At 67.7% G+C, this 24219-nt stretch carries 23 protein-coding genes, 1 rRNA gene and 1 pseudogene; 11 read left to right on the forward strand and 14 right to left on the reverse strand.

Annotation, left to right across the window (positions count from 1 at the left end):
- The 4 genes from EGH23_RS14515 to lpdA form a co-directional block, all read right to left on the reverse strand.
- The gene (locus EGH23_RS14515) at positions 1 to 408 is read right to left on the reverse strand and encodes an Hsp20/alpha crystallin family protein (protein ID WP_220580695.1); all 408 of its coding nucleotides are present in this window, start codon (positions 406 to 408) and stop codon (positions 1 to 3) included.
- 47 nt (positions 409 to 455) lie between these two features.
- The gene (gene pheA, locus EGH23_RS14520) at positions 456 to 1271 is read right to left on the reverse strand and encodes a prephenate dehydratase (RefSeq protein WP_220580696.1); all 816 of its coding nucleotides are present in this window, start codon (positions 1269 to 1271) and stop codon (positions 456 to 458) included.
- Positions 1272 to 1337: 66 nt separating this feature from the next.
- Complete coding sequence (locus tag EGH23_RS14525; RefSeq protein ID WP_220580697.1) at positions 1338 to 2177, reverse strand: aldo/keto reductase; 840 nt, start codon at positions 2175 to 2177, stop codon at positions 1338 to 1340.
- 81 nt (positions 2178 to 2258) lie between these two features.
- Positions 2259 to 3677, reverse strand: coding sequence for a dihydrolipoyl dehydrogenase (lpdA, locus tag EGH23_RS14530; protein WP_220580698.1), 1419 nt, complete (start codon positions 3675 to 3677; stop codon positions 2259 to 2261).
- A gap of 90 nt (positions 3678 to 3767) precedes the next feature.
- Between lpdA and EGH23_RS14535 the strand changes: the two genes are divergently transcribed.
- Positions 3768 to 4097: a carboxymuconolactone decarboxylase family protein gene (locus EGH23_RS14535; RefSeq protein WP_220580699.1), complete on the forward strand. Its 330-nt coding sequence runs from the start codon at positions 3768 to 3770 to the stop codon at positions 4095 to 4097.
- Between the two features lies 1 nt (position 4098).
- On the opposite strand, the gene EGH23_RS14540 is transcribed toward EGH23_RS14535, so the two are convergent.
- The 3 genes from EGH23_RS14540 to pdhA are packed head-to-tail and all read right to left on the reverse strand — an operon-like array spanning position 4099 to position 7850.
- Positions 4099 to 5751, reverse strand: coding sequence for a 2-oxo acid dehydrogenase subunit E2 (locus EGH23_RS14540; protein WP_220580700.1), 1653 nt, complete (start codon positions 5749 to 5751; stop codon positions 4099 to 4101).
- A gap of 3 nt (positions 5752 to 5754) precedes the next feature.
- Complete coding sequence (locus EGH23_RS14545) at positions 5755 to 6747, reverse strand: alpha-ketoacid dehydrogenase subunit beta (protein WP_220580701.1); 993 nt, start codon at positions 6745 to 6747, stop codon at positions 5755 to 5757.
- Positions 6744 to 7850: a pyruvate dehydrogenase (acetyl-transferring) E1 component subunit alpha gene (pdhA, locus tag EGH23_RS14550; RefSeq protein WP_220580733.1), complete on the reverse strand. Its 1107-nt coding sequence runs from the start codon at positions 7848 to 7850 to the stop codon at positions 6744 to 6746. Before pdhA ends, EGH23_RS14545 begins: the two co-directional genes overlap by 4 nt.
- A gap of 59 nt (positions 7851 to 7909) precedes the next feature.
- Between pdhA and EGH23_RS14555 the strand changes: the two genes are divergently transcribed.
- Positions 7910 to 8167: a hypothetical protein gene (locus EGH23_RS14555; protein ID WP_220580702.1), complete on the forward strand. Its 258-nt coding sequence runs from the start codon at positions 7910 to 7912 to the stop codon at positions 8165 to 8167.
- Positions 8168 to 8210: 43 nt separating this feature from the next.
- Here the strand turns inward: EGH23_RS14555 and lipA are convergent, their stop codons facing one another.
- From lipA to EGH23_RS14570, 3 genes are all read right to left on the reverse strand, one after another.
- Positions 8211 to 9134 (reverse strand): lipoyl synthase, encoded by a 924-nt coding sequence (gene lipA / locus EGH23_RS14560; protein WP_220580703.1) that lies wholly within the window; start codon positions 9132 to 9134, stop codon positions 8211 to 8213.
- A gap of 74 nt (positions 9135 to 9208) precedes the next feature.
- Complete coding sequence (locus tag EGH23_RS14565) at positions 9209 to 9379, reverse strand: FmdB family zinc ribbon protein (protein WP_220580704.1); 171 nt, start codon at positions 9377 to 9379, stop codon at positions 9209 to 9211.
- Between the two features lie 241 nt (positions 9380 to 9620).
- Positions 9621 to 9983: a winged helix-turn-helix domain-containing protein gene (locus tag EGH23_RS14570; RefSeq protein ID WP_220580705.1), complete on the reverse strand. Its 363-nt coding sequence runs from the start codon at positions 9981 to 9983 to the stop codon at positions 9621 to 9623.
- Between the two features lie 276 nt (positions 9984 to 10259).
- Between EGH23_RS14570 and EGH23_RS14575 the strand changes: the two genes are divergently transcribed.
- Both EGH23_RS14575 and EGH23_RS14580 read left to right on the forward strand, forming a co-directional pair.
- Positions 10260 to 12629: a DEAD/DEAH box helicase gene (locus EGH23_RS14575; RefSeq protein WP_220580734.1), complete on the forward strand. Its 2370-nt coding sequence runs from the start codon at positions 10260 to 10262 to the stop codon at positions 12627 to 12629.
- A gap of 172 nt (positions 12630 to 12801) precedes the next feature.
- A complete protein-coding gene (locus EGH23_RS14580) occupies positions 12802 to 13050 on the forward strand; it encodes a DUF8028 family protein (protein ID WP_220580706.1) in 249 nt (82 codons plus the stop codon).
- A gap of 41 nt (positions 13051 to 13091) precedes the next feature.
- Here EGH23_RS14580 and EGH23_RS14585 read toward each other — a convergent pair whose 3' ends face one another.
- Entirely contained in the window at positions 13092 to 13745 is a 654-nt protein-coding gene (locus EGH23_RS14585) for an HAD family hydrolase (protein WP_220580707.1), read from the reverse strand.
- Between the two features lie 77 nt (positions 13746 to 13822).
- On the opposite strand from EGH23_RS14585, the pseudogene EGH23_RS14590 reads away from it, so the two are divergent.
- The 5 genes and pseudogenes from EGH23_RS14590 (at position 13823) to pheT (ending at position 21019) form a co-directional block, all read left to right on the forward strand.
- A pseudogene (locus tag EGH23_RS14590) lies at positions 13823 to 14537 on the forward strand (PDDEXK family nuclease).
- 259 nt (positions 14538 to 14796) lie between these two features.
- The gene (endA, locus tag EGH23_RS14595; protein ID WP_220580708.1) at positions 14797 to 15795 is read left to right on the forward strand and encodes a tRNA-intron lyase; all 999 of its coding nucleotides are present in this window, start codon (positions 14797 to 14799) and stop codon (positions 15793 to 15795) included.
- A 66-nt stretch (positions 15796 to 15861) separates the two neighbouring features.
- On the forward strand, positions 15862 to 17487 hold the full coding sequence (locus EGH23_RS14600) for a tryptophan--tRNA ligase (protein WP_220580709.1): 1626 nt from the start codon (positions 15862 to 15864) through the stop codon (positions 17485 to 17487).
- A gap of 284 nt (positions 17488 to 17771) precedes the next feature.
- The gene (pheS, locus tag EGH23_RS14605; protein WP_220580710.1) at positions 17772 to 19283 is read left to right on the forward strand and encodes a phenylalanine--tRNA ligase subunit alpha; all 1512 of its coding nucleotides are present in this window, start codon (positions 17772 to 17774) and stop codon (positions 19281 to 19283) included.
- Complete coding sequence (gene pheT, locus EGH23_RS14610) at positions 19283 to 21019, forward strand: phenylalanine--tRNA ligase subunit beta (RefSeq protein ID WP_220580711.1); 1737 nt, start codon at positions 19283 to 19285, stop codon at positions 21017 to 21019. Before pheS ends, pheT begins: the two co-directional genes overlap by 1 nt.
- A gap of 24 nt (positions 21020 to 21043) precedes the next feature.
- Here pheT and EGH23_RS14615 read toward each other — a convergent pair whose 3' ends face one another.
- The 3 genes from EGH23_RS14615 to EGH23_RS14625 are packed head-to-tail and all read right to left on the reverse strand — an operon-like array spanning position 21044 to position 22860.
- Positions 21044 to 21523: an RDD family protein gene (locus EGH23_RS14615; protein WP_220580712.1), complete on the reverse strand. Its 480-nt coding sequence runs from the start codon at positions 21521 to 21523 to the stop codon at positions 21044 to 21046.
- 35 nt (positions 21524 to 21558) lie between these two features.
- Positions 21559 to 22611, reverse strand: coding sequence for a quinone-dependent dihydroorotate dehydrogenase (locus EGH23_RS14620; protein ID WP_220580713.1), 1053 nt, complete (start codon positions 22609 to 22611; stop codon positions 21559 to 21561).
- Positions 22612 to 22662: 51 nt separating this feature from the next.
- Positions 22663 to 22860, reverse strand: a complete 198-nt coding sequence (locus tag EGH23_RS14625) for a hypothetical protein (RefSeq protein WP_135303304.1) — start codon at positions 22858 to 22860, stop codon at positions 22663 to 22665.
- 250 nt (positions 22861 to 23110) lie between these two features.
- On the opposite strand from EGH23_RS14625, the gene EGH23_RS14630 reads away from it, so the two are divergent.
- Together EGH23_RS14630 and EGH23_RS14635 are read left to right on the forward strand one after the other, a co-directional pair.
- Complete coding sequence (locus tag EGH23_RS14630) at positions 23111 to 23419, forward strand: non-histone chromosomal MC1 family protein (RefSeq protein ID WP_162318623.1); 309 nt, start codon at positions 23111 to 23113, stop codon at positions 23417 to 23419.
- 675 nt (positions 23420 to 24094) lie between these two features.
- Positions 24095 to 24219, forward strand: a 16S ribosomal RNA gene (locus EGH23_RS14635); the annotation flags it as partial.

The following is a 24219-nucleotide window of genomic DNA, read 5'->3' on the forward strand; positions in this document are numbered from 1 at the left end:
TCAGTTCACCGGGATGTCCGTCCCGTCCTCGTCGCCGTCGGCGCTGACCTTCGGGAGGCGGACTGTCAGCACGCCGTCGTCGTAGCTGGCACTGGTGTCCTCTTCGTCTACCGCCGCCGGGAGCCTGACCGTTCGGCTGACGGACTGACGACGGCGCTCGCGCTGGACGTACCGGCCGTCGCTCGATTGTGCGGACTCGCTGTGGTCGGCGCTGATCGTGAGCTCTCGCTCGTCGGCCAGTTGTACGTCCAGGTCCTCGCCGTCGAAGCCGGGGAGGTCGGCGCGGACGACGTAGGCGTCTCCCGTATCGACGATGTCCGTCGGGACGCTGTCGAGGTCGACGCCGAACTGCTCGCCGAACGTGTCGAGCGCTCGCTCGATCTCCGCGAAGGGGTCACGGTCGCTCATAGGCGATCGTACACGGGGACGGAACTTAAGAACGCCGTCGAACCGGGTCAGTTCAGCACCGTCTCGGAGTCGTAGGAGCCGAGGTGGCGCACCCAGCCGTTCTCCGCGAGCGCTTCGACGTCCTCGATGGCGTCCCGCGTGCGCTCCTCGTAGAGACCGGCGGCGATGTCGACGTGGAAGACGTAGTCGCCAAGCCGCTCGCCGCTCGGTCGGGACTCGACGCGGGTGAGGTTGATGTCGCGGTCGGCGAAGGGTTCGAGCAGTTCCAACAGCAGACCGGGGTAGTCGGCGTTCGGGTAGACGATGAAGGAGGATTTCCCGCCGGCCTCCGAGCGCTCGCTGACGGGCGCGACGGCCAGAAAGCGGGTCGCGTTCGAGGACTGGTCCTGGATGTCCTCGGCCAGTACCTCGAGCTCCGTGCCGTTAGTGGCGTTCTCGGGGTGGCCGATGGCGGCGACAGACGAGTCCTCGCGGGCGCGCTCGACGCCGCGAGCCGTCGAGGCGACCGCCTCCACGTCGACGCCGGGGTAGTGCTCGTCGAGCCAGCCCCGACACTGGGCCAGCGCCTGCGCGTGGCTGGTGACGAGGTCGAAGGAGTCGCCCTGTGCCAGCAGCGCGTGGCGGATGGGCGTGATGATCTCCTTGATCACGGCGACGTCGTACTCGGCGAAGGCGTCCAGCGACTCCGTCACGGACCCCTCGATGCTGTTCTCGACCGGGACGACGCCGCGGTCGGCCTCCCCCTCGGCGACGGCCTCGACGATGGCGGTCATCGACTCGGCGAACTCGATGTCGCCGTCGTCGACCGCCTGTGCGGCCCGGTGAGAGTAAGTGCCCGCGGGCCCCAGCGTGATAGTCGTCATACCGTCGGGTAGTCCGCTCGTCATGAAAAGCGCCGCGGTCGACCCGTCCGGTTAGCGGCGCTCCAGTTAACTGAGGCGGTCGAGTTCGTCGTCGCTGAGTTCGATCCCGCTGGCGGCGACGTTCTGTTCGAGGTGGTCGACGCTCGACGTGCCCGGGATCGGCAGGGTCACGTCGGAGTGCTGGAGGAGCCACGCCAGCGCGATCTGGTGGGGCGAGGCGTCGTGGTCGTCGGCGATCTCGTCGATGCCCTCGACGTCGTCCAGGTCGCCCGCAGCGAGCGGGAACCACGGGATGAAGCCGATGCCGTACTCCTCGCAGGCTTCGAGCACGTCGTCGTCCTCGCGGTTGGCGACGTTGAACTCGTTCTGTACCGTCGCGATGTCCACGATGTCGCGGGCGGTGTCGAGCTGCTCGACGGAGACGTTCGAGACGCCGACGTGGCGGATCAGCCCCTCGTCTTTCATCTCGGCGAGCGCGTTGATCGACTCCTCGAACTCCGTGTCCGGGTCCGGCCGGTGGAACTGGTAGAGGTCGATGGGGTCCATCCGCAGGCGGTCACGCGAGGCCAACTGCGCGTTACGCAGGTAGTCGGGGTCGCCGTGGGGGAGCCAGTCGCCGTCCGTGTTGCGCAGGAGGCCGCCCTTCGTGGCGACGACGAGGTCGTCGCTCTCCGTGTCCAGCGCCTCGCCGATGAGGCGCTCGGAGACGCCGGGACCGTAGGAGTCGGCCGTGTCGACGAAGTTCACGCCGAGTTCGACGGCCCGTTCGAGGACGTTCCGGGCCTCGTCCTCGTCGTCGGGTGCGCCGATGATGTCCTCGCCGGTGATGCGCATCGCGCCGTAGCCGAGTCGATTGACCGTCAGGTCGCCGCCGATGTCGAACGTGTCGCTCTGGTTTTCGACCATCGCCTCGGCGTTGGCGGGCCAGCCTGAAAGGGGGCCGGGTGGGAGAAATCCAGCGGCGGAATCGAGGGGAGAGCGAGCCCGCTATCGCGTGTGAATGGCCTCGCCGCGGGCGGCCATCGCGGCCTCGTGGACCGCCTCGGAGAGCGTCGGATGCGTGTGGACGGTGCTCGCGACGTCTTCGAGGCGCGCGCCCATCTCGATGGCCAGGCCGAGCTCGGCGATTAGCTCCGAAGCCTCGGGACCGACGATCTGTGCGCCCAGCAGGAACTCGCTGTCGGCGTCGGCGACGATGCGGACGAACCCATCTTTCTCGTCGAGGGTCAGCGCCCGACCGCTCGCTCGCATCGGCATCTCGCCGACGACGGGGTCGAAGCCGGCCTCCTCGGCCTCGCTCTCGGACATCCCGACGGTGCCGATCTCGGGGTCGGTAAAGACCGCCGCGGGAATCGCCTGCTGGTCCAGCGCGGCCGGTTCGCCCGCGGCGACTTCCGCCGCGACCTCGCCCTCGGCCGAGGCCTTGTGAGCGAGCATCGGCTCGCCGGCCACGTCGCCGACGGCGAAGACGTGCTCTACATCGGTGCGGGCCTGCTGGTCCGTCGAGAGGAAGCCGTCGTCGGCGGGTTCGAGCCCGACGGCGTCGAGTCCGACGGTGTCGGTGACGGGTTCCCGGCCGACCGCGACGAGACACTGCTCGGCGTTGTACTCGGTCACGTCGTCGTTCTCGTCGGTGGTGCTGACGCGGATGCCGTCGTCGAGTTCGGTCCAGTCGCGGGCGGCCTCGCCGAAGGCGAACTCGACGCCCAGCGACTCCGCTCGCTCGCGGACGATCTCCGCCACGTCGTCCTCGTAGCCCGGCAGCACGTCGTCTAACATCTCCACGACGGTCACGTCCGCGCCGAGCTTGGCGAACACCGTCGAGAGCTCCATCCCGATGTAGCCCGCGCCGACCACCAGCAGGTCGTCGGGGACCGTTTCGAGCGCGAGCGCGTCTTTCGAGGAGAGGATGCGGTCGCCGTCGAACTCGAAGCCGGGCACCTCGACGGGCCGGCTGCCGGTGGCGACGACGGCGTGTTCGAAGGCGACTGACTCGGAGCCCTGTCCCTCGCCGCCGTGGGCGACCCGCACGGTCTCGTCGTCGACGAACTCCGCGGTGCCCTCGATGAGGTTCACGCCCGCGCTCTCGCACAGCGACTCGACGCCGCGGGTCAGCCGGGTGACGACGCCGTCTTTCCACTCGCTCATCGCGCTCATGTCCACGGCGGGGTCGGCGTAGACGCCCATGTCCTCGGCCTGCCCCGCGTCGTGGGCTACGTCCGTCGCCGAGATGAGCGCCTTCGAGGGGATACAGCCGTGGTTGAGACAGGTCCCGCCGTAGGCGTCCCGCTCGACCAGCGTGGTGTCGAGTCCGAGCTGCGCGCCGCGGATGGCGGCGACGTAGCCGCCCGGCCCGCCGCCGATGACCAACAGTTCCGTGCCCGTGGTGACGTCTCCTACGACCATAGCGACCTCTCGGCGGGCCGGGTGAAAAACTACCGCCCTCTGCGCCGAGGCGGACGAACCTATGTTACGCTGGCGGTCGTACGCACCGACATGGCAGACGAGATCAGCGACTCGGAGGAGCTACCGGAGACGCCGACGCGGTTCGCCGAGGAGCAACCGGCCGTCTGGGAGGCGTATCGCGACCTCGGGGAAGCGTGTTCGGAGGCGGGACCGTTAGACGACGAGACGAAACGGCTCGTGAAGCTCGCGCTGGCGGTCGGCGCGCAGTCGGAGGGCGCGGTCCACTCGCACGTCCGGCGCGGGCTGGAGGAGGGCCACTCCGCGGCGGCGCTCGAACACGTCGCCACGCTCGCGGTGCCGACGCTCGGGTTCCCGAAGGCGATGGCGGCCAGGAGTTGGATCTCGGACCTGACGGAGTGAGCTACTCCAGCAGCAGCCGCGTCGGGTCCGCGAGGTACTCCTTGAGCGTGTTGACGAAGCGGGCGGCGTCAGCGCCGTCGACGACCCGGTGGTCGATTGCCAGCGAGAGCGTCAGCGTCGGTTTCGCCGCGACTTCGCCGTCGACTGCAACCGGTCGCTCTTCCAGCGACCCGACGCCGAGGATGGCCGTCTCGGGGACGTTGATGACCGGGTCGGCGTACTCGCCGCCGATGGCCCCGAAGTTCGTCACGGTGAACGTCCCGCCCCGCATCTCCTCGCGGGCGATGTCCCGGCTCCGAGCGCGCTCGACGAGGTCGTTGAGCTCGGTCGCCACCTGCAGGAGCCCCTTCTCGTCCACGTCGTCGACGACGGGGACGACGAGGCCGTGGTCGGTGGCCGTCGCCACGCCGAGGTTCCGGTCGTCCTTGAAGACGATCTCCTCGGCCTCCGCGTCGAGCTGCGTGGCCAGAATCGGGTGATCGTCGAGCGCGGCGGCGACGCACTTCAGCAGGAACGGCGTGTACGTGAGGTGGACGCCGCGCTCCTCGGCCAGCGGTTCGAGGCGGTCGCGGGCCTCGACCAGTCCCGGCACGGCCACCTTATCGTGGTGGGTCGCGTGGGGGACCTCCCGCCGGGAGCGGGCCATCTGCTCGCCGATCGCCCGCCGGACGCCGCGGTACGGTTCGCGCCGGTCGCCGGCGGCCTCGCTCTCGGCGGCGACGCCCGCCGCGCCCGCCCCTTCGGCCGCGTCGCGCATCTCCGAGACGACCTGCTCGGTGACCTCGCGGACGTCCTCGTCGGTGACTTCGCCGCCCTCCCCCTCGGCGACGGCGCGCACGGCGGCCTCGTCGACGTAGGGCTCGCCGTCGCGTGTCTCGTCGGTCGGGACGGCGTCGATGTCGACGCCCAGTTCGCGGGCGAGGCGGCGGGTTGCCGGCGTCGCCAGCGTGCGGTCGCGGCGCTCGGCCATCGGGTCGTCGCTCGACGCCCGCCGGACGGCGGACTTGACGGCCGGTTCGTCCGCCGCGCCCTCTCCGTCCTCGCTCTCGTCGTCGCCGACCTTCGAGACGACCGCCGTGGGACCGTCGTCCGTTCCGCGCTCCCCGTCGCCGACCTTCGAGACCGCCGCGGTCGGTCCGTCGTCGGGGGACTCGCTGTCGGCCGACTCGGCGGCGGCGGCGGTCACGTCGGCCTCGGTGATGCGGCCGCTCGGTCCGGACCCGGAGACGGTCGTGATGTCGACGCCCTTCTCGCGGGCGAGGCGGCGGACGCTCGGCGGCGCGAAGACCCGGCCCTCGGTCGCCGCCGCGGACTCGCTCGCCTCGGTCGTTCCGGACTCGCCCGCGTCGGGTTCTGCGCCGTCACCGCCCGCCGACTCGTCGCTCTCGGCGGCCGTCCCCGACTCGGCTTCGGCGTCGCCGTCTTCCTCGATACTGACGAGGACTTCACCGGTGGCGACGACGTCGCCGACCTCGGCGTGCAGTTCGCGGACGACGCCCTCGACCGGCGAGGGGACGTCCACGGCGGCCTTGTCCGTCTCCACCTCGGCGAGCACCTGATCCTCGGTGACGGCGTCGCCGACGGCGACGTGCCACTCCAGTACCTCCCCCTCGGCGACCCCTTCGCCGAGGTCCGGGAGTTCGAACTCGAACATGCGCTAGAACTCCACGGCCTCGGTGATACCGTCTTTGATGCGGGCGGGTTCCGGGAGGTAGTAGTCTTCGAGGGCGTAGAGCGGGAACGGCACGTCGAAGCCCGTGATGCGCGTGATCGGGGCCTCCTGATACAGCAGGGCCTCTTCCTGAATGGTGGCGATGATCTCGCCGGCGAGACCGCCGGTCTTGGGGGCCTCGTGGACGACGGCCGCGCGGCCGGTCTTCCTGAACGAGTCGAGGATCGCGTCGGTGTCCATGGGTTTGAGGGTTCGCAGGTCGACCACCTCGGCGTCGATGCCCTCCTCGGCGAGGTCCTCGGCGGCCTCCACCGTCGGCCGGGTCATCGCGCCCCACGTGAACACCGAGACGTCTTCGCCCTCGCGGCGGACCTTCGCCTCGCCCAGTTCGGTGGTGTAGGTCTCCTCGGGCACGTCCTCGCGGAACGCGCGGTAGATGAGCTTCGGTTCGAGGAAGACGACGGGGTCGGGGTCCCGAATCGAGGCGGCGAGCAGCCCCTTCGCGTCGCCCGGCGTCGAGGGGACGACGACTTTGAGGCCGGGCTCGTGGACGTAGAACGCCTCCTTGGACTCGGAGTGGTGTTCGGGGGCGCGGATGCCGCCGCCGTAGGGTGCCCGGACCGTCATCGGGCAGGTGTAGCGACCCCGGCTTCGGGTCCGCAGGCGCGCGGCGTGACTCACTATCTGGTCGAAGGCGGGGTACATGAACCCGGAGAACTGCATCTCGGGGACCGGCCGCATCCCGTAGGCGGCCATCCCGATGGCGGTGCCGATGATGCCCGACTCGGCCAGCGGCGTGTCGATGACGCGGTCCTCGCCGAACTCCTCGTAGAGTCCCTGCGTCGCCCGGAAGACGCCGCCGTTCTTGCCCACGTCCTCGCCCATCACGAGGACGTCCTCGTCGCGTTCCATCTCGCCGTAGAGGCCGTCACGGACCGCCTGTACGAGCGTCAGGCTCTGTGCGTTCTCCGCGCTCATTCGAGCATCACCTCGTCGCCGTGTCGCTCGCGCAGGTCGCGGAGGTAGTCGAGCTGTTCCTCGAGGCGCGCCGGCATCTCCGCGTAGACGTCGGCGAACATCTCCTCGGGGTCGGGTCGGTCGGTGGACTCGGCCGCGTCGATGGCCTCGGCCACCTCCTCCTCGATGGCGTCGTCGATGTTCGCCACTCGCTCGTCGTCGAGCACGCCCCGGTCGCGGAGGTACGTCTCCAGCCGCGGGATGGGGTCGCGTTTCTTCCACTTCTCGACCTCCTCGTCGTCGCGGTAGACGGAGGGGTCGTCGGCGGTCGTGTGCGCGCCGAAGCGGTACTGCACGGACTCGATCATCGTCGGGCGGCGCTCGCCCTCCGGCGGGTCGCGGGCCTTCTCGACGGCCTCGCGGGTCGCCTGATACACCGCCAGCGGGTCCATCCCGTCGACCTGTACGCCGTCGAAACCGTAGGCGTTGGCCTTCTGCGCCAGCGTCTCGCTGGCCGTCTGTCGCTCGCGCGGGACCGAGATCGCCCACTGGTTGTTGTTGCAGAAGAACACCGCGGGCACGTCGAAGACGCCGGCGAAGTTCAGCCCCTCGTGGAAGTCGCCCTCGCTGGTCGCGCCGTCGCCGAAGTACGCGAGGAACACCTTGTCCTCGCCCCTGAGCTTCGACGCCCACGCCGCGCCCGTCGCGTGCGGGATCTGTGTCGCGATGGGCACCGCCAGCGAGAACACCTGCACGTCCTCGGGCGGGGAGTTACCCCGTTCGCTGCCCATCCAGTACAGTAGGTCGTCGGCCAGGTCCCAGCCGCGGACGTACAGCGCGAGGTGCTCGCGGTAGCTCGGGAACGTCCAGTCCTCCCCCGCCAGTGCCATCGCGCTACCGACCTGCGAGGCCTCCTGTCCGGCCATCGGCGGATAGGTTCCCATCCGACCCTGCCGCTGGAGGCTCACCGCTCGCTGGTCGAAGCGCCGCCCCAACTTCAGGTTGCGGTACATCTCGACCAGTTCCTTTTCGGAGAGGTCCGGCACCGTCGCGCCGTCGACCACCTGCCCGTCCTCGCCGAGTATCTGTACTCTATCGGTCGGATCGCGCTGGAGGACGCTCAGAGAGACCACCTGCCGTGGCGTGACATGTGATAGGTGTTGACTCGCAACGGGTTTAGCGTTTGTGTGGCGTTATACTGGCAGCTCAGAGATTACCGGAGTGTATCTCTCACGAGGGAATTGAGCCGCCGGTAAGCGACTCGGTCACGCTCGACTTAGACCACCTCGTCTCCGGCGTCGGCGGGACGCCGGTCGAACCGCTCGAACAGTACCGCGTCCGGCCGACGGACGCCGCCTTCGGCTTCGTGCTCCGGCCATTCTCGACGGCCGACGCCAACCCGATGGCGCTCTCGAAGCGGCGGTACCCGACGGAGGACTGACGACGGGGGCGAGTCGGCGACTGAGCGTTCGCGCGCTGCGCGCTCACCCGCCCCGCGCTCGCTCGCGGGCGGCTTCCGCGTCGCCGTCTTCGAGCACCGCTTCGACGAACAGTTCGCCCGCGCGGTACGAGGACCGGACCATCGGTCCCGAGGCACAGTAGAGGAAGCCCAGTTCCTCCTCGGCGACCCGTCGCCACGTCTCGAAGGCGTCGGGATGGACGTACTCCGAGACCTCCAGGTGCGAGCGGGAGGGCTGGAGGTACTGGCCCAGCGTCACCACGTCGACGCTGACCTGCCGGAGGTCCGAGAGGGTCTGGTACACCTCGTGGGCGTACTCGCCGACCCCGAGCATCAGGCTGGTCTTCGTGTGGATATCGCTCTCGCGGTCGGCCTGTCGCAGGACCGACAGCGACTGCTCGTAGCCCGCCCGGCGGTCCCGGACCGGCCACTGGAGGCGGTCCACCGTCTCGATATTGTGGGCGAGCACGTCCGGTTCGGCGTCGATAATCTGCCGGACGAGGCGCTCCTCGCCGCGGAAGTCCGGGATCAGGCACTCGACGAGAATCGACGGGTCACGGCGCTTGATGGCCCGGATGGTCTCGGCGAAGTGGCCCGCGCCCTGGTCGGGGAGGTCGTCGCGGTCGACGCTCGTCAGGACGACGTAGTCCAGTCCGATGTCGGCGACGGCGTCGGCCACCTGTTCGGGTTCGTCGGGGTCGAGCGCGTCCATCCCGCCGGTCTCGACGTCACAGAAGTTACAGCCGCGCGAGCAGCGCTCGCCCATGAGCATGAACGTCGCCGTGCCGGGTCCGTTCCGACCGCTCCAGCACTCCCCGAGATTCGGGCAGTTGGCCTCCTCACAGACCGTGTTGAGGTCCCGCTCGCGGAGGCTCTGTTTGATGTCGGTGAACCGCTCGCCCGAGGGCGGCCGCGTCTTCAGCCAGTCGGGCTTGCGCGCACGACTCATTGGTCGTGGGTTGGCGTCTACGCGCAAAAGAGATTGGGTTCAGCGGAACCGCACGACCGCTCTCGGCGGTCCCGTCACTCCGCGTCGATCTCGGTCAGGTCCTCGGACCCGCACTCGGGGCACTGGAACCAGTAGGAGCCGGGATCGGAGTCCGATTCGAACTCGTTGCCGCAGTCTTCGCATCGGTACTCGGGCTTTTCGTCCGCCATTCCGACCTTCTGCTTGACCGTATCGAGAACTGACATGGGTTCCGGTAGGCGGATATGGCCGGTAGATTGTTATAATCCCCAGCGGCGCTTCAGGCCGTGAAATCAGTGATATCGGCGATCGAGTTCGTCGAGCGCGATCGAGCCGAAATCTCCGCGTTCCTCGGGACGAACGGCCGCAGCCGTCGGGCGGCGGGGTTATTTCAGGTCGTGAAGCTTCGGGTTAACCCGTCCGGACGAGCGGCGTCTCTCGGATCGCACACGCCGCCGAGAGAGCGATTCAGGCGTCTTCGCCGGCGGAAAAATCGTCCCGGGGAACGTCCTCCACCTGATCGACGGTCTCCCGGCGGAGTTCGAGGTCGACCTCGAAGCCGCCGCCGTCGAGTTCGAAACAGACCCGCTCCAAGGTCGTCTCGTACACCTTGTAGTGGTTCCCGTCCCCGTCGACGCGGGTGTCCTCCCGGAGGAGGTCGTACTCTTGACAGACGTTGACCCGGCGGTACACCGTCGGTTCGGAGGCGTCCAGCACCTCGGCGAGGGCCGGCACCGACACCGGGTCGACGTTAGCGACCGCGAGAATCCGACGGACGTCCTCGCTCCCCAACACCTCGAAGATGGTCTCCGGCTCCCAGTCCCTGCTCACGTCAATTTCGCGAGCGGCCAGCCTGATAAGTTCGCGGGCGGTTTCGGCGGTCGTGTGGTATAAGGCCGGTGATAAGAGTGGTCCGGTCGTCGGAGAACAGTGTAGTTAGCGTGTGGGTAAGCCGACATTTAGGACTGATACCGCGACCGTCGACAGCCTGTTTCATGTTAGCAATACCCTTCCGAAGCCGGCCCCCGAGAGGCCACCATAGAAACGCCTTTGCCGACGCGGTTCCGTCCTCACGACGTGCCACACAGCGCCGACAGCGAGCCGACGGTGGCGGTCGAGGAGGTGGTGGCCGACTTCGCGGACGCGTTCCCCTTCGAGCGGTTCAACGAGATGCAGTCGGCGGCGCTGCCCGCCCTGTTGAACCGCGAGGACAACGTCGTCGTCAGCGCGCCGACCGCGAGCGGGAAGACCGCGCTCGCGGAACTGGCCATCTGCAAGACGCTCGCCGCGGGCGGGACCGCCCTCTTTCTGGCCCCGCTTCGCGCGCTCACCAACGAGAAGGAGAGCGAGTGGGAGCGCTTCGAAGAGATGGGCTACTCGGTGTACGTCGTCACCGGCGAACGCGACCTGAGTCCGCGCCGGGCCGAGCGGGCAGACATCCTCGTGATGACCCCCGAGAAGGCCGACTCCGCGACGCGGAAACACGACACGCCGCGGTACTCCTTCATCACGGGCGTGGACTGCTGTGTCATCGACGAGGTGCACCTACTCGACTCCGACCGGCGCGGCGCGGTGCTGGAAGTCACCGTCTCTCGGCTCCGGCGGCTCTGTGACCCGCGCGTGGTCGCGCTGTCGGCGACGATGCCCAACATCCGGGACGTGGCCGAGTGGCTGGACGCCCCCGACGAGACGACGTTCGCCTTCGGCGACGAGTACCGCCCGGTGCCGCTGAACGCCGACGTGAAGACCTACTCCCACGGCGAGAACGCCTTCGCCGACAAGTACCGGCGGCTCTACCGCGCGCTGGATCTCTCGGAACCGCACATCCGCGACGAGGGCCAGTGTCTCGTCTTCGTCTCCTCCCGGCAGGACACCGTACAGGCCGCGAAGAAGGCCCGCGACGAGCTCACCGAGCGGGACATCCCGATGGGCGCTCGCGGCGACTACGACTTCCACACCGACGCCGCCGAACTCTCGAACGATACGCTCCGCCAGTCCGTCTTAGACGGCGTCGGCTTCCACCACGCCGGGCTCGCCCGCGAGGACAAGAACCGCGTCGAGCAGTGGTTCAAGGAGGGGAAGATACAGCTCCTCTTCTCTACCTCGACGCTGGCGTGGGGCGTGAACCTGCCCGCTCGCTGCGTCGTCATTCGGGATACGAAGCTTCACGACCCGCTGGAGGGCGAGGTGGACATGAGCCCGCTCGACGTTCTCCAGATGCTCGGCCGAGCGGGGCGACCGGGATACGACGACATGGGTTACGCGTGGGTCGTCTGTGACCGCTCGGACGCCGATAAGTACCGCCGGCTCTTGCGGGACGGCAAGGAGATCGAGTCCCGACTGGCCGCCGAACTGGACGCTCATCTCAACGCCGAGATCGCGCTGGGGACCATCGGCGACGTCGACGACGTGATGGACTGGCTGGAAACCACGTTCTACTACGCCCGCGCGCAGTCCGCGCCCGAGGACTACGACGCCGGCAGCGACCTGCGGGAGCGCGTCAGCGCCACGCTCTCGGAACTGGTCGCCGACGGCTTCGTCGAACAGGACGGACTCCGCATCGAACCGACGCGACTGGGCCACCTCGCCTCGAAGTTCTACCTCCGGTTGGAGACGGCCCGCCGTTTCGCCGACCTGGCAGAGCGATGTGAAGCCGAGTCGGACGCGGATAACGACGCGGCGGCCATCGATACGGACGACCTCCTCCGCACCGTCGCGGGCGCGACGGAGTTCGACAGCGTCAGCGCCCGTTCGGACGAGCAGGACGCGGTGAACGCAGTGTTAGGCTCCGGCGAATCGGACCTCGACGCGGGCCAGCGAAAGGTGCTCGCCATCCTCCGCTCGGGGATGACCGGGACGACGCCGACCGAACTCAAGAGCGACGCGTGGGTCATCCGGCAGAACGCGCTTCGCCTGCTGGCCGCGCTGCGGGAGTTCCTCGACAACCTCGCGCCGGCCCGCTTCGCCAACCTCGCCTGTCGGGTCGAGGCCCGCGTCGAACACGGCATCAGCGCCGACGCGGTGGGTCTGACCGCCATCGACGGCGTCGGCTCCGGCCGGGCGAACAAACTCGCCGCGAAGGGGCTCCGGTCGCCCGCCGACGTGCTGAAAGCCGGCGTCTCGGGCCTCGAATCGGCGGGCCTCTCCGAGGGCGTCGCGGAACAGGTCGCGGCTAACGCTCGGGACCTGCCGGTCGTCGTCGTGGACTGGGGCGACTTCCCGGAGGCGGTCGCGCCGGGCGACCACGAGATGCGTGAAGTGACGGTCGCGAACAACGGCGGCGGCGCTCGCGCGGGGCTGCGCGTCACGGTCAACGGCCGCGAGATGACCGCGAAACCGTCGTACCTCGGCCAGACGACGCTGCCGGTCGCCGTCTTCGGGGCCGACGCCGACGAGCTCACCTTCACCGTCGAGGTGACGTTCCCGAACCGCCCCCTCCCGCCGGTTACGCAGTCCCGGACGGTCCGGATTCGGTGAGTTCCTGTCCGAAATTCTTGACGTCTAATCGTCTTTTTGAACTGTCTAAACGGTCGCCGTACCTGTAGCGAAACCGGACAGGATAGTTCAGGGAGGGTCTAATTCCGTGAAATCGAGGAAACGGTCTGGCGTTTATATGGGGACGTAGCGCCACCGTGATACCGAGGAGGACATGTCTAACGTCTCGCCCTTCCGGTCAGCGACCGACACCGTCACCGAGAAACTCGTTGACATCCGAGCGCTCGCTGCCGGGCCCGTGCGGTTCCTCGGGTTCTGGACGGCGATACTCGCCCCGCTCGCGTACCCTCCGCTGCTGCTCGGCGGGCTGGACGGACAGACACAGCTGCTCCTCCTCGCCGGCGTCTTCGTCGCGAACGTCCTCGGCCTGGTCCTCGGCCGCGGCTATCGCACGGACGCCTAACGCTCCATCGGCCCCCTTCGACCCTTTCGACCGCTTTCGCTTTACTCTCCGAGTAGCAACGCCCGGAGGCCTCCGGCGTCGTCGGCGACGCGGTGCACCATCGAGAGGTCCGTCTCGTCGCCGTCGCCGCGGAAGCCGACGGTGGTCATCCCCGCCGCGACGGCCGCCCGCGCGCCCGCGGTGGAGTCCTCGACGGCCCAGCATTCGTCCGGCGCGACGCCCAGTTCGGCCGCGCCGCGCTCGTAGATATCGGGTTCGGGCTTGCCCGGCCCGTCGACGTCCTGCGCGCTGACGGCGGCGTCGAAGTGCGAGAGCAGGTCGAAGCGCTCGTCGACGACGTCGATCCAGTCCCAGGGGGCCGACGTGGTGAGCGCCAGCGAGATCCCCGCCGCGCTGAGATCGTCGAGCAACTCGTGTGCGCCGTCTAGGAGGGTCGCGTGCTCGCTGTAGATCTCCTGGCCGGCCTCCTCGAAGAGGGCCTCGTACTCCTCGCGGGAGACGGCCATGTCGTACTCGGCGTTCAGGTCGGGATAGACCTCCGAGTAGTCGCGGCCGGTGATCGCGGAGAGCGGGATGTCGTCGTTCGGCGCGACGGTCGGCAGGATGTGGTCGCGCTGGACGGCGACCCAGTGGTCCTCTGACTGGACGAGGACACCGTCCATGTCGAAACAGATGGCAGGCGGGGCGTCGCTCATTACCGACTCTCAGTCGCTCGGGGGTTTTGCGTGTTGTGGGCGAGGCTTCATATACGAGAACGGGACCACCCCGACCCATGCACGACGGAACGCGCGTGATGGCCGGCGAGTGTACGACCGTCTTCGAGGGCTCCCGCGAGCGGGAACAGCGCGGCGACGTACTGGTGGTCGTCAAACCCGACAACACGGTCCTCGTCCACGACGCCGAGGGGTACCAACCGGTGGCGTGGCTCACCCGCGCCGAGAGCGTCGCCGTCTCGGACGGCACCGTGACCGCGAGAGACGGCGGGGAACTGCTCCGCGTGGTCGCTCACGAGGAACACGGCAGCGCCCGGTTCCCGGCCTCCCACGCGGGCGTGCCGGTCGCCGACTGCCCGGACTGTCCGGGGACGCTCGTCCGCACCCGCGGGAGCGTCACCTGCACCGGCTGTGACCGCGCGCACGGCCTGCCCTCCGACGCCACCGTCACCGGCGGGCGCTGTGACGACTGCGGCCTGCCGACGATGCGCGTCGAGCGCGGCGAGGTCTTCGAACTCTGTCGACTGCGACCCGTTGGACGACCGGGTCACCGACGCCTTCGACCGCGCCTGGTCCTGCCCCGACTGCGACGGCGACCTGCGGATCATCCGCCGCGGCGGCCTGCTGGCCGGGTGTGAGCGCTACCCCGACTGCGACACCGGCTTCTCGTTCCCCTCGGGCGTCGTCGTCGGCGACTGCCCGTGTGGCCTTCCGACGTTCGAGACGGCCGGCGGCCGCCGCTGTCTGGACAGCACCTGCGAGCAGAGGGGGTAATCGGCTCCTGATTCCTGAACGTTCCAAAACCCGGTGGAACAGTCTATAGGGAGGATGAAAGGGGCCGACCGCTCCGGGAAGACGGCCGACGTAAGCACCGCAGGGAGCGGAGCGACTGAGGAGCACAGCGAGGCCCTCGACCGGAGCGACCGGGAGCTTTCGAGGTAGTCACTACGGTAACAGTAGCGACAATCGTTCTTCCAGCGACTGCTAACCGTGACCCGGAGGGGATTTGTCCCCGCGCGGACCACGCACTGGCATGGACATCACACTCGACGGCGACGTCGTCCGGGCGGGCCAGCGCGCTCGGGAACGGTTCTACGACTCGCGGGGGTACGGTCGCGTCCGGGGTGGCGAACTGGACCTCGCGCCGGTCGAGGCCGCACACCTCCTCTACCGCGGCGATGTCGAAGGGGTCGACGGGATGGACTTCCGCGAGTTACTCACTTCGACGGCCGTCTCGGAGGTCGAGTTCTTCGTCTACAAGGACCTGCGGGACCGGGGGTTCTACCTCACGCCGGCCCGCGAGGGCTGGGTCGAGGACCCCGACGGCGTGGACTTCGTGGTGTACCCCCGCGGACAGGGACCGTGGGACGACGCGATCGCTCACCGAGTTCGGGTCGTCGGCGAGCGGGACGGCCTGCCGGCGGCGTCGCTTGGCGACTGCGTGCTGAGCGTCGTCGACGAGGAGAGCGAGATAACGTACCTCGATACCGGCCGGCCGGAGGTGGCCGGCACCAGCGACCCGAGCGTCCCGGCGACGGCGGGGGACCTATTGGCCGAGCGCGCGATATGCTGGGAGCCGCCCGCGGCGCTGTACGAGCGGGCGTTCTACGGCCAGCGACTCGACGAGGAGGCGGTCCAACTCTCGCTGGTCGAAGCCGCCTATCTCGCCCGTGAGGGACACCTCTCGCTCGACGGGGGAGCCGAGGCGGTCGTCGAACGCGGCCACGACGTCGAGGGCGAGCGGTTCGACCGACGACTCACCGTCTACACGGCGCTTCGAGAATCGGGCGTCGTCCCCAAGACCGGGTTCAAGTTCGGCGCGGACTTCCGGACCTACGCCGACGCGGAGTCCGTCGAGAACCTGGGCCACTCCGAACGGCTGGTGCGGGTGCTGCCGACCGAGTACGTCTTCGAACCGCGGGACCTCGCGCTGGACGTGCGGCTGGCCCACGGCGTGCGAAAGACGATGGTGTTCGCGTTGACCGACGGCGCGGACGTCGAGTGGGTCGCGGTCGAGCGCCTGACGCCCTGAGCGCGTCCGCGTCTCGCACGGAAGCGAACCCTTTTTGCGCCGACCGGGCCGAAGAGTCGGTGTACGATGTCCGACCGCGACACGCCGACGGAGGACGCATCGCCCGACGAGGACCGCCGCCGGTCGGGGCGAGCGTGGCGCGGGTCGGACGCGCCGCTCCGCGCCGACGGGGGCACGGAGGCCGAGGGCGCGGACGACGTGCGACTCGACCCGTGGGGCTCCTCGACCATCGCCGACTACCGGAAGCTGTTCGAGCAGTTCGGTATCGAGGAGTTCGACGAGGTGCTACCGGAGGTGCCGGACCCGCACTACCTGATGCGGCGGGGCGTCATCTTCGGCCACCGGGACTACCGGCCGGTCGCCGAGGCCATGCGCGAGGGCGAGGAGTTCGCGTCGCTCTCGGGGTTCATGCCGACCGGCGACCCCCACATCGGCCACAAGATGGTGTTCGACGAGATCATCTGGCACCAACAGCAGGGCGGCGACGCCTACGCGCTCATCGCCGACCTCGAAGCCCACGCCGCCCGCGGGCTCTCCTGGGAGGAGATCGACGAGCACGCTCGCAGTTACGTCCTCTCCCTGCTCGCTCTGGGCTTCGACCCCGAGGACGGCGAGCTGTACCGCCAGTCGGACAACCGCGAGCTACAGGACCTGGCGTTCGAACTCGGCACGGAGGCGAACTTCTCGGAACTGCAGGCCATCTACGACTTCGGCGGCGAGACGAACGTCTCCTACATGCAGTCGGTCGTCACGCAGATGGCCGACATCCTCTACCCACAACTCGACGAACCGAAGCCGACGGTCATCCCCGTCGGCCCGGACCAGGACCCCCACATGCGACTGGCCCGCGACCTGGCGGCGCGGATGCGCTATTTCGGCGTCCGAGAGGCCTTCGCCAGCTTCGAGGCCGAAGCGGACGAGCGAGTCCTGCTCCGGCAGGCCTACGACGCCCGCGAGGAGTACGCCGAGGACGCCGACCTGCCTCGCTGTGGCGAGGCCGCCGACTGGCTCCGAAGCCGAGAACCGGCCCCGCCCGACGCCCGCGAGTCCGCGGTCGAGAAACTCGAAAACGCCGGAAAAGAGCCGATACGGCCCCGCACTCGCATCTTCGACCGCCGGGCGACCGACGCCGCATTCGAGGCGCTCATCGAGGCCGTTCCCGGCGAGAAGCGCGTCTACGACGAGCACGTCGACGCCTTCGAGTTAGGCGAGAGAGAGGCCGAGGAGTTCGCTCGCGAGGTGGAACTGGACCACGGCGGCCACGGTTTCCTGCCGCCCTCGTCCGTCTACCACCGCTTCATGACCGGGCTGACCGGCGGGAAGATGTCTTCCTCGATTCCGGCCTCGCACATCTCCTTACTCGACGACCCCGAAGACGGGTACGACAAGGTGAAGTCGGCGACGACGGGCGGTCGGACCACCGCCGAGGAGCAGCGAGAGAAGGGCGGCAAAGCCGACGAGTGTCCGGTCTACGAACTGTACGCCTACCTGCTGTCGGGCGACGACGACGAGTTCGCCAAGGAGGTGTACGAGGAGTGCGTCGGCGGCGAGCGGCTCTGCGGCGGCTGTAAGGAGCAGGCCGCCGAGCTGATGGAGTCGTTCCTCGAAGACCACCAGGAGAAACGCGCCGAGTGGGAGGAGAAACTGGACGAACTGGACATCGACCTCGATTCCGACCGCAAGCGTGCGTAGCTCTCACCGCGTTCCGTTCTAGTCTGCTCGACCCCACTGCTAACCGGTGACGCAACCCTTTTACTGCCCAATCACAACCTTCGCACATGACGCCCGAATCCCGCCGCGCCGGCGTCGCCCGCCAGCCAGCTCGCCGTCCGGGGTTCGGATTTTTCTCCGCTGCCTGACGGTGCGTGGACTCCGACCGCGTCGAGAGGCGGGTTCGGACGAAACCGCCCGGCAGGAAGTGAGAACCGTTAACTGAGCGACCCGCGGTACTTCCCGACAACGACCGAGACACCCGCATGAAACGACCACAGGCACAGGTGGCCGTCCTACAGGCCGCCGACGCACAGGAGGAGAGACGGATCGACGAGGTGGCCGAGGAGGCCGACCTCAAACCCGAGGCGGCCACGCGAGCGGCCTTCGAACTCGAGGCCGACGGCCTCGTGACCGTCTCCGAGGAGACGCTCGAACACTACGATCTGACCGAGGAGGGCGAACGCTACGTCCGCGAGAGCCTCCCCGAACAGGACCTCTACGCGGCCGCTCTCGACGCCGGGGCCGACGAGGAACCCGTGCAGATGGGACAGGTCATCGGCGCGTCCGGCCTCGAAGGCGGGGCCGTCGACATCGCGCTGTCGAACTACGCCCGCAAGGGGTACGGCGAGATCGACAGCGGCGAGATAACGGCCGACCCCGGTGCCGACGCGGGAGCCGACCCCGAGATGCACGCGCTGGAGGCCGTCGCCGACGGCCGCGTCGAAGACGCCGACGCCGAGGCGCTCGACCAACTGGAGCGCCGCGGCTTGCTGGACGTCAGCGAGGAGACGGTTCGGTCGGTGCGCCTGACCGACGACGGCGTCACGGCGCTGATGGAGGGCGTCGAGGCCGCCGAGACGGTCGACCAACTGACTCCAGAGCTGCTCACCAGCGGCGAGTGGGAAGACGTCGAGTTCACCGAGTACAACGTCGAAGCCGACGCCGAGGACGTGACCCACGGGAAGGAACACATCCTCCGCCAGACCGCCAACCGCGTGAAGGACACGCTCGTCGGTATGGGCTTTCAGGAGATGGAGGGCCCGCACGTCGACGCCCAGTTCTGGATCAACGACTGCCTGTTCATGCCGCAGGACCACCCCGCCAGGACCCACTGGGACCAGTTCGCGCTCTCGCAACCCGACGAAATCAAGGAGCTACCCGAGGATCTCGTCGAGCGCGTTCGCTCGGCCCACAAGAACGGCGTCGGTCCCGACGGCGAGGGGTATCACTCGCCTTGGGAGGAAGACGTCGCCCGGGGGCTGGACCTTCGAGGGCACACCACCTCGCTGTCGATGCGCTACCTCTCGGGCCACGAGATAGGCGAGCTGGAACCGCCGAAGCGATTCTTCAGCGTCGAGAAGGTGTACCGCAACGACACGCTCGACCCGACGCACCTGCTCGAATTCTTCCAGATCGAGGGCTGGGTGATGGCCGAGAACCTCTCCGTGCGCGACCTGATGGGGACGTTCACGGAGTTCTACGAGCAGTTCGGAATCACCGACCTGGAGTTCAAACCGCACTACAACCCCTACACCGAACCGAGCTTCGAACTGTTCGGCACCCATCCCGAGACCGGCGAGGTCGTCGAGGTGGGGAACTCGGGCATCTTCCGCGACGAGGTGCTCGATCCGCTCGGCGTCGACTGCGACGTGATGGCGTGGGGCCTCTCGCTCGAACGACTACTCATGCTCATGTACGGCTTCGAGGACATCCGCGACGTGCACGGGACGCTCTGTGACTTGGAACTGCTGCGGGAGACGGAGGTGATGCGCTGATGCCCGTCGTCGACGTCGACCCCGACGAACTGCGCCGTCTGACGGGTCACGACGAGAAGGACGACGACGAACTCGAGTCGGACCTGTTCGACCTCGGCCTGGAGTTCGAGGGTTGGACCGAGGACGACGAGTTCCAACTGGAGTTCGCCCCCGACCGCCTCGACCGCCTCTCAGTCGAGGGCGTCGCTCGCTCGCTTCGCTACCACTACGGCGACGACCGGGGCGTCTACGTCCCGAGCACGAACAGCGCCGAGTGGACCATCGAGGTCGAGGACCAGCCCGCGGGTCGGCCCTACGTCACCGGAGCCGTCGTCCGCGGCCTCGACATGAGCGAGGACGCGCTGGAGTCGCTGATCCAACTGCAGGAGAAGCTCCACGCGACGATGGGCCGCAAGCGCGCGAAAGGCGCTATCGGGGTTCACGACCTCACCATGCTCAAGGGAGAGGCGGCCAGCGAGGGGACGGGCAAATCCATCACCTACACGAGCGTCGACCCCGACGAGGCGACGTTCGTGCCGCTGGACGCCGACGCGGAGATGACGCCCAACGAGGTCGTCGCCGACCACGAGACCGGGCGGGACTACGGCGACCTCGTCGCCGACTTCGACCGCGTGCCCGCCATCTTCGACTCCATCGGCCTGTTCTCGTTCCCGCCGGTCATCAACGGTCGTCGGACGGAAGTCACCGAAGGCTCCCGGGACCTGTTCATCGAGATGACCGGGACCGACCAGTGGACCATCGACCACATGTGCAACATCGTCTGCTACGCGCTCGAAGCCCGCGGCGGGAAGGTCGAACGCGTCGAGGTCGAGTACGCCGACGACGCGCCCGGCGAATACGCCGGCCGTACGTTAGAACGGCCCGACTTCGAGGTCAGGTCGAAGACGGTCACGCTGGAGCGGATCCGGAACGTCCTCGGCGTCGACCTGGACGCCCGCGAGGTCGTCGACTACGCCGAGCGGGCGGGACTAGACGCGACCCAGGCCGAGACCGACGACGGGGCGGTCGCCTTCGAAGTGGAGATTCCGCCCTACCGCGTCGACGTCATTCACCCGCTGGATCTCATCGACGACATCGGCCGCGCGCTGGGGTTCAACACCCTCGAACCCACGTATCCCGACGTCTCGACGGTCGGCGGCCGCCACGAGCGCTCCCGACTGGAGGACGCCGCCCGCGATACGCTGGTCGGGCTGGGCTTCGAGGACCTGCTGAACTTCCACATGACCAACGAGGCAGAGAACTTCGGCAGGATGGGCCTCACCGCGGACGACGACGCCGTCGGCGCGGCCGACCCGGTGACGATTCAGGAACCCTACAGCGAGGACTACACGATCCTCCGGACCTGGGCGCTTCCGTCGCTGCTGATGGTCCTAGAGAACAACACGCATCGGCGCTATCCGCAGGACCTCGCCGAGATCGGCCTCGCCGCGGGTCTCGACGACTCGCAGAACACCGGCGTCGCCGAACACCGGACCGTCGCGGGCGCGCTCGCGCGAACCGACGCCTCCTACGAGGACGCGAAGGCCAGCCTGCAAGCCATCGCCGAGGCGTTCGACAAGGACCTCCGGACGCCGCCGACGACCCACCCGTCGTTCATCGACGGCCGGGCCGCCGACGTGGTACTCGACGGCGAGTCCGTCGGCGTCGTCGGCGAGGTTCACCCGAAGGTGCTCGTCGAGCACGACCTGGAGCTGCCGGTGGCGGCCTTCGAGTTCCGACTGGACGGGCTGGCGTAAGCCAGCGCCAGAAACGCAGTCAGGCTATCTGTCGCTCGGATAAACGTACTCTACGTCCTCCGGGAGACTGTCCGCGTCCTCGTCGATCTCGACGACGATGGTCGAGGAGAGCTCGTTGAACAGTCGCAGCCCCTCCTCCTCGTAGGCCAGCCAGCCGATGATGAGGTCCAGCGGTAGCAGGAACGCCTTGCCGAAGCTCTCGATGGCGGCGGTCACGTAGTCGATGGGGTCGCCGCGCTCGTCGGTGACGGCGATGTTCATCACCATCTTCCCGGCTGACTGGCCGTGATAGCCTTCGAGGGCAGTCCAGTAGACGAACAGTCCGAGACCGTTCAACCCGGCGAACGGCGTCGTGACAGAGAGACTTCCCGTGAGCAGCGAGAAGACGTTCGCGACCTCGCCGAAACCGGCCAGAATCGCGCCGACGAGTATCACGTCGACCAACCACGCGAGAAATCGGTCATCCCAAGAAGCGATATGGAGCGTGCGCGGCGTATCAGCCATGCTCCGGCTACTCGTACTCCCCACTTCAACGTTGTTTACAGGTCGGCGCCGACCGCCTCTTCGACGCTGTCGAAGCCGTCCGCTTCGAGCAGGTCGAGTAGCCCCTCGTTGATGTCTCGGGCGATGGACGGCCCGCGGTAGACGAGGCCGGTGTACAACTGGACGAGCGAGGCCCCGGCGCGAATTTTTCTGTACGCGCCCGCAGCCGTCGAAACCCCGCCGACACCGACGACCGGGACGTCGACGCGTTCGGCGACGAACCGAACCATCTCCGTCGAGCGGCCTTCGATCGGTTTCCCCGAGAGGCCGCCCTGTTCGCTCGCGTTCGGCGAGCGCAGACTGGCCGGGCGCTCGGTCGAGGTGTTGGTCGCGACGACGCCGTCGAGACCCAGTTCCGTCACGAGGTCCAGCGTGTCCTCGACGGCGGGTTCAGGCAGGTCCGGCGAGAGCTTCACGAGTAGCGGCCCGGCACCTGCGTCCCGTAACTCCTCGAAGATGGCCGTCATCGCCTCGCGGTTCTGGAGATCCTCGAACCCCTGTGAGTTCGGACAGGAAACGTTCACGACGAAGAAGTCGCCGCCCGCGGCGACCCGCTCGTACGTGTAGCGGTAGTCCGCCGGCGCGTCGTCGGTCTCGACGTGTTCGCTCTTGGCGATGTTGACTCCGACCGGAAACGGGGCGTCCGTCGCCGCCAGTCGCTCGCCGACGACGTCCGCGCCGTCGTTGTTCAATCCCATCCGGTTGACGATCCCCTCGTCTTCTTGCAGGCGGAACATCCGCGGGCGTGCGTTGCCGGTCTGTGGCTCCGCTGTCACGCCACCGACCTCCGCGAAGCCGAACCCCAGCGAGGCCAACATCGTCGGGATAGTCGCGTTCTTGTCGAACCCGGCGGCGACGCCGACCGGATTGTCGAACGACTGGTCGAACGCCTCGACGGCGAGACGATCGTCTGTGACCGTATACCGGTCGGCGACGACATCGGCGACCGATGTCCCTTCGACCGTCTCTAGCAGCGTGTGGATGGCGTTGTTGGCCGTCTCCGCCGGCAGCGTGAACAGTACCGGTCTGGCGATATCGTAGAGTCTCATTCGTGGGTTCGCGTATCGTCTCAGTGATACCGGAAAACGAGCGAGGACTGGTTAGAAATCGTGTTCGACCTCGTCGGGGTCGGCCTTCTGGATGATTATCTTGTTGTCGCGCACCCGAACGAACACCTCGTCACCGATCTCCATGCCGGCGACGGCTAACTCGTCTTCGTGGATGTTGATATGGACGTTGTGGTACTCGCCGTCTTCGTCTTTGGCGCCACTCGGGCTGAGCTTCTTTTTTCGCACCATCGCGCTATCGTACTCCGTGCATCACCGTAGGATACACTTAAGTCTACCGTGCGGTCGATCGGGGCAGCGCGTGGAATTTCGGCGCGTGCGACGTCTGATTGGCGGCTAACTCGCCCAGGTTTCGGATGAATCGGGGCGCGTACCCGGTCTGACCGAAGGTGGTATATAAATGTATCCCGGGACGGCAGCCGAATTGGGGGGTATATTTATATTGGGGCATGTGCTGAATTGACATGGAGCGGTGAAAACCATGGCACGCGATAGTGACAAGCGCAACTTTGCGCTCCGTGAGGATGGTGACGAATCGAGCGTCTTCTCAGGCGGGACTCCCCGGCAGGCTGCACTGAAGGCAGCCCGACGGCTCGACCCGGCCGACAGCGAAGACGATGCCGAGCGCCAGGAGATACGCCTCCGCGAGAAGGGGACCCACAAGGTCCACATCTACGAGGCCTGGGCCTGGGTCGAGCAGGCACCCGACGACAAACCCGACTGGATGCCCGGCGACATCACGAAGGGGAACGTCTCGAAAGAGGGCGTCGAACACTTAGACGACATCTGAGTCGCCGGCGGACGCGAGATTTTTCCGAGCCATTCGACCACGAGGTGCCACCATCGCGCGGGCGCGCGGCCGACCTCCACGTTCCTCGCGGGCGAGCGCGCGGAACACTTTCGGGTGCGAATTTCACATTTGTGCCGATCTGCCGTGTGCGACTCTCTCACCCGTGTAATCGCCTGCCGAGGCGGCTTCGGTCCGACGGGGTTAAGTGTGACACTCCCATCGGATGTGATGCGAACGCGGTTCGGGGCGACGCTCCCCCGGCCGGGCCACGACCCAACCGATGCCCTTAAGTGATACAGGGCATTCGGATGGAATGCAAAGGTCGCTTGCGTCGTGCGGTTCGACGGAAGCGCACTCCGATGCCCTTAAGTGGTACAGGGCACTCGGAATGAATGCGAACGAGGCCCGGTCGGGGCCAACGAAACCCGACCGATCCGGACGGTGACGAGGCAACTCGTCGACGGAACTCGAAGCCTTTAAGATGGGTTCGGGATAACATACAGGTCCGGAGTGAATGAGGATTCCACCCCTGCGGTCCGCCGTCAAGATGGGATCTGATGTTAGCCTTGATAGTTCGGTGACACCCGGTCGACGGGTGTCTTCGAACGCCCTTCGATAGCGACCACACCCCTTGTGGGTGTGACCCGCCTAACCCCCTGGCATCACGCCAGGGACATTCCGGTTGATCCTGCCGGAGGCCATTGCTATCGGAGTCCGATTTAGCCATGCTAGTCGCACGGGTTTAGACCCGTGGCATATAGCTCAGTAACACGTGGCCAAACTACCCTACAGACCGCGAT

The sequence above is a fragment of the Haloarcula nitratireducens genome, from assembly GCF_019599505.1.

Coding starts and splice junctions, on each gene's coding strand:
- EGH23_RS14515 (WP_220580695.1), bottom strand. CDS start 408: ATGAGCGACCGTGACCCCTTCGCGGAGATCGAGCGAGCGCTCGACACG.
- pheA (WP_220580696.1), bottom strand. CDS start 1,271: ATGACGACTATCACGCTGGGGCCCGCGGGCACTTACTCTCACCGGGCC.
- EGH23_RS14525 (WP_220580697.1), bottom strand. CDS start 2,177: ATGGTCGAAAACCAGAGCGACACGTTCGACATCGGCGGCGACCTGACG.
- lpdA (WP_220580698.1), bottom strand. CDS start 3,677: ATGGTCGTAGGAGACGTCACCACGGGCACGGAACTGTTGGTCATCGGC.
- EGH23_RS14535 (WP_220580699.1), top strand. CDS start 3,768: ATGGCAGACGAGATCAGCGACTCGGAGGAGCTACCGGAGACGCCGACG.
- EGH23_RS14540 (WP_220580700.1), bottom strand. CDS start 5,751: ATGTTCGAGTTCGAACTCCCGGACCTCGGCGAAGGGGTCGCCGAGGGG.
- EGH23_RS14545 (WP_220580701.1), bottom strand. CDS start 6,747: ATGAGCGCGGAGAACGCACAGAGCCTGACGCTCGTACAGGCGGTCCGT.
- lipA (WP_220580703.1), bottom strand. CDS start 9,134: ATGAGTCGTGCGCGCAAGCCCGACTGGCTGAAGACGCGGCCGCCCTCG.
- EGH23_RS14565 (WP_220580704.1), bottom strand. CDS start 9,379: ATGTCAGTTCTCGATACGGTCAAGCAGAAGGTCGGAATGGCGGACGAA.
- EGH23_RS14580 (WP_220580706.1), top strand. CDS start 12,802: ATGTCTAACGTCTCGCCCTTCCGGTCAGCGACCGACACCGTCACCGAG.
- EGH23_RS14585 (WP_220580707.1), bottom strand. CDS start 13,745: ATGAGCGACGCCCCGCCTGCCATCTGTTTCGACATGGACGGTGTCCTC.
- endA (WP_220580708.1), top strand. CDS start 14,797: ATGGACATCACACTCGACGGCGACGTCGTCCGGGCGGGCCAGCGCGCT.
- EGH23_RS14600 (WP_220580709.1), top strand. CDS start 15,862: ATGTCCGACCGCGACACGCCGACGGAGGACGCATCGCCCGACGAGGAC.
- pheS (WP_220580710.1), top strand. CDS start 17,772: ATGAAACGACCACAGGCACAGGTGGCCGTCCTACAGGCCGCCGACGCA.
- pheT (WP_220580711.1), top strand. CDS start 19,283: ATGCCCGTCGTCGACGTCGACCCCGACGAACTGCGCCGTCTGACGGGT.
- EGH23_RS14615 (WP_220580712.1), bottom strand. CDS start 21,523: ATGGCTGATACGCCGCGCACGCTCCATATCGCTTCTTGGGATGACCGA.
- EGH23_RS14620 (WP_220580713.1), bottom strand. CDS start 22,611: ATGAGACTCTACGATATCGCCAGACCGGTACTGTTCACGCTGCCGGCG.
- EGH23_RS14625 (WP_135303304.1), bottom strand. CDS start 22,860: ATGGTGCGAAAAAAGAAGCTCAGCCCGAGTGGCGCCAAAGACGAAGAC.
- EGH23_RS14630 (WP_162318623.1), top strand. CDS start 23,111: ATGGCACGCGATAGTGACAAGCGCAACTTTGCGCTCCGTGAGGATGGT.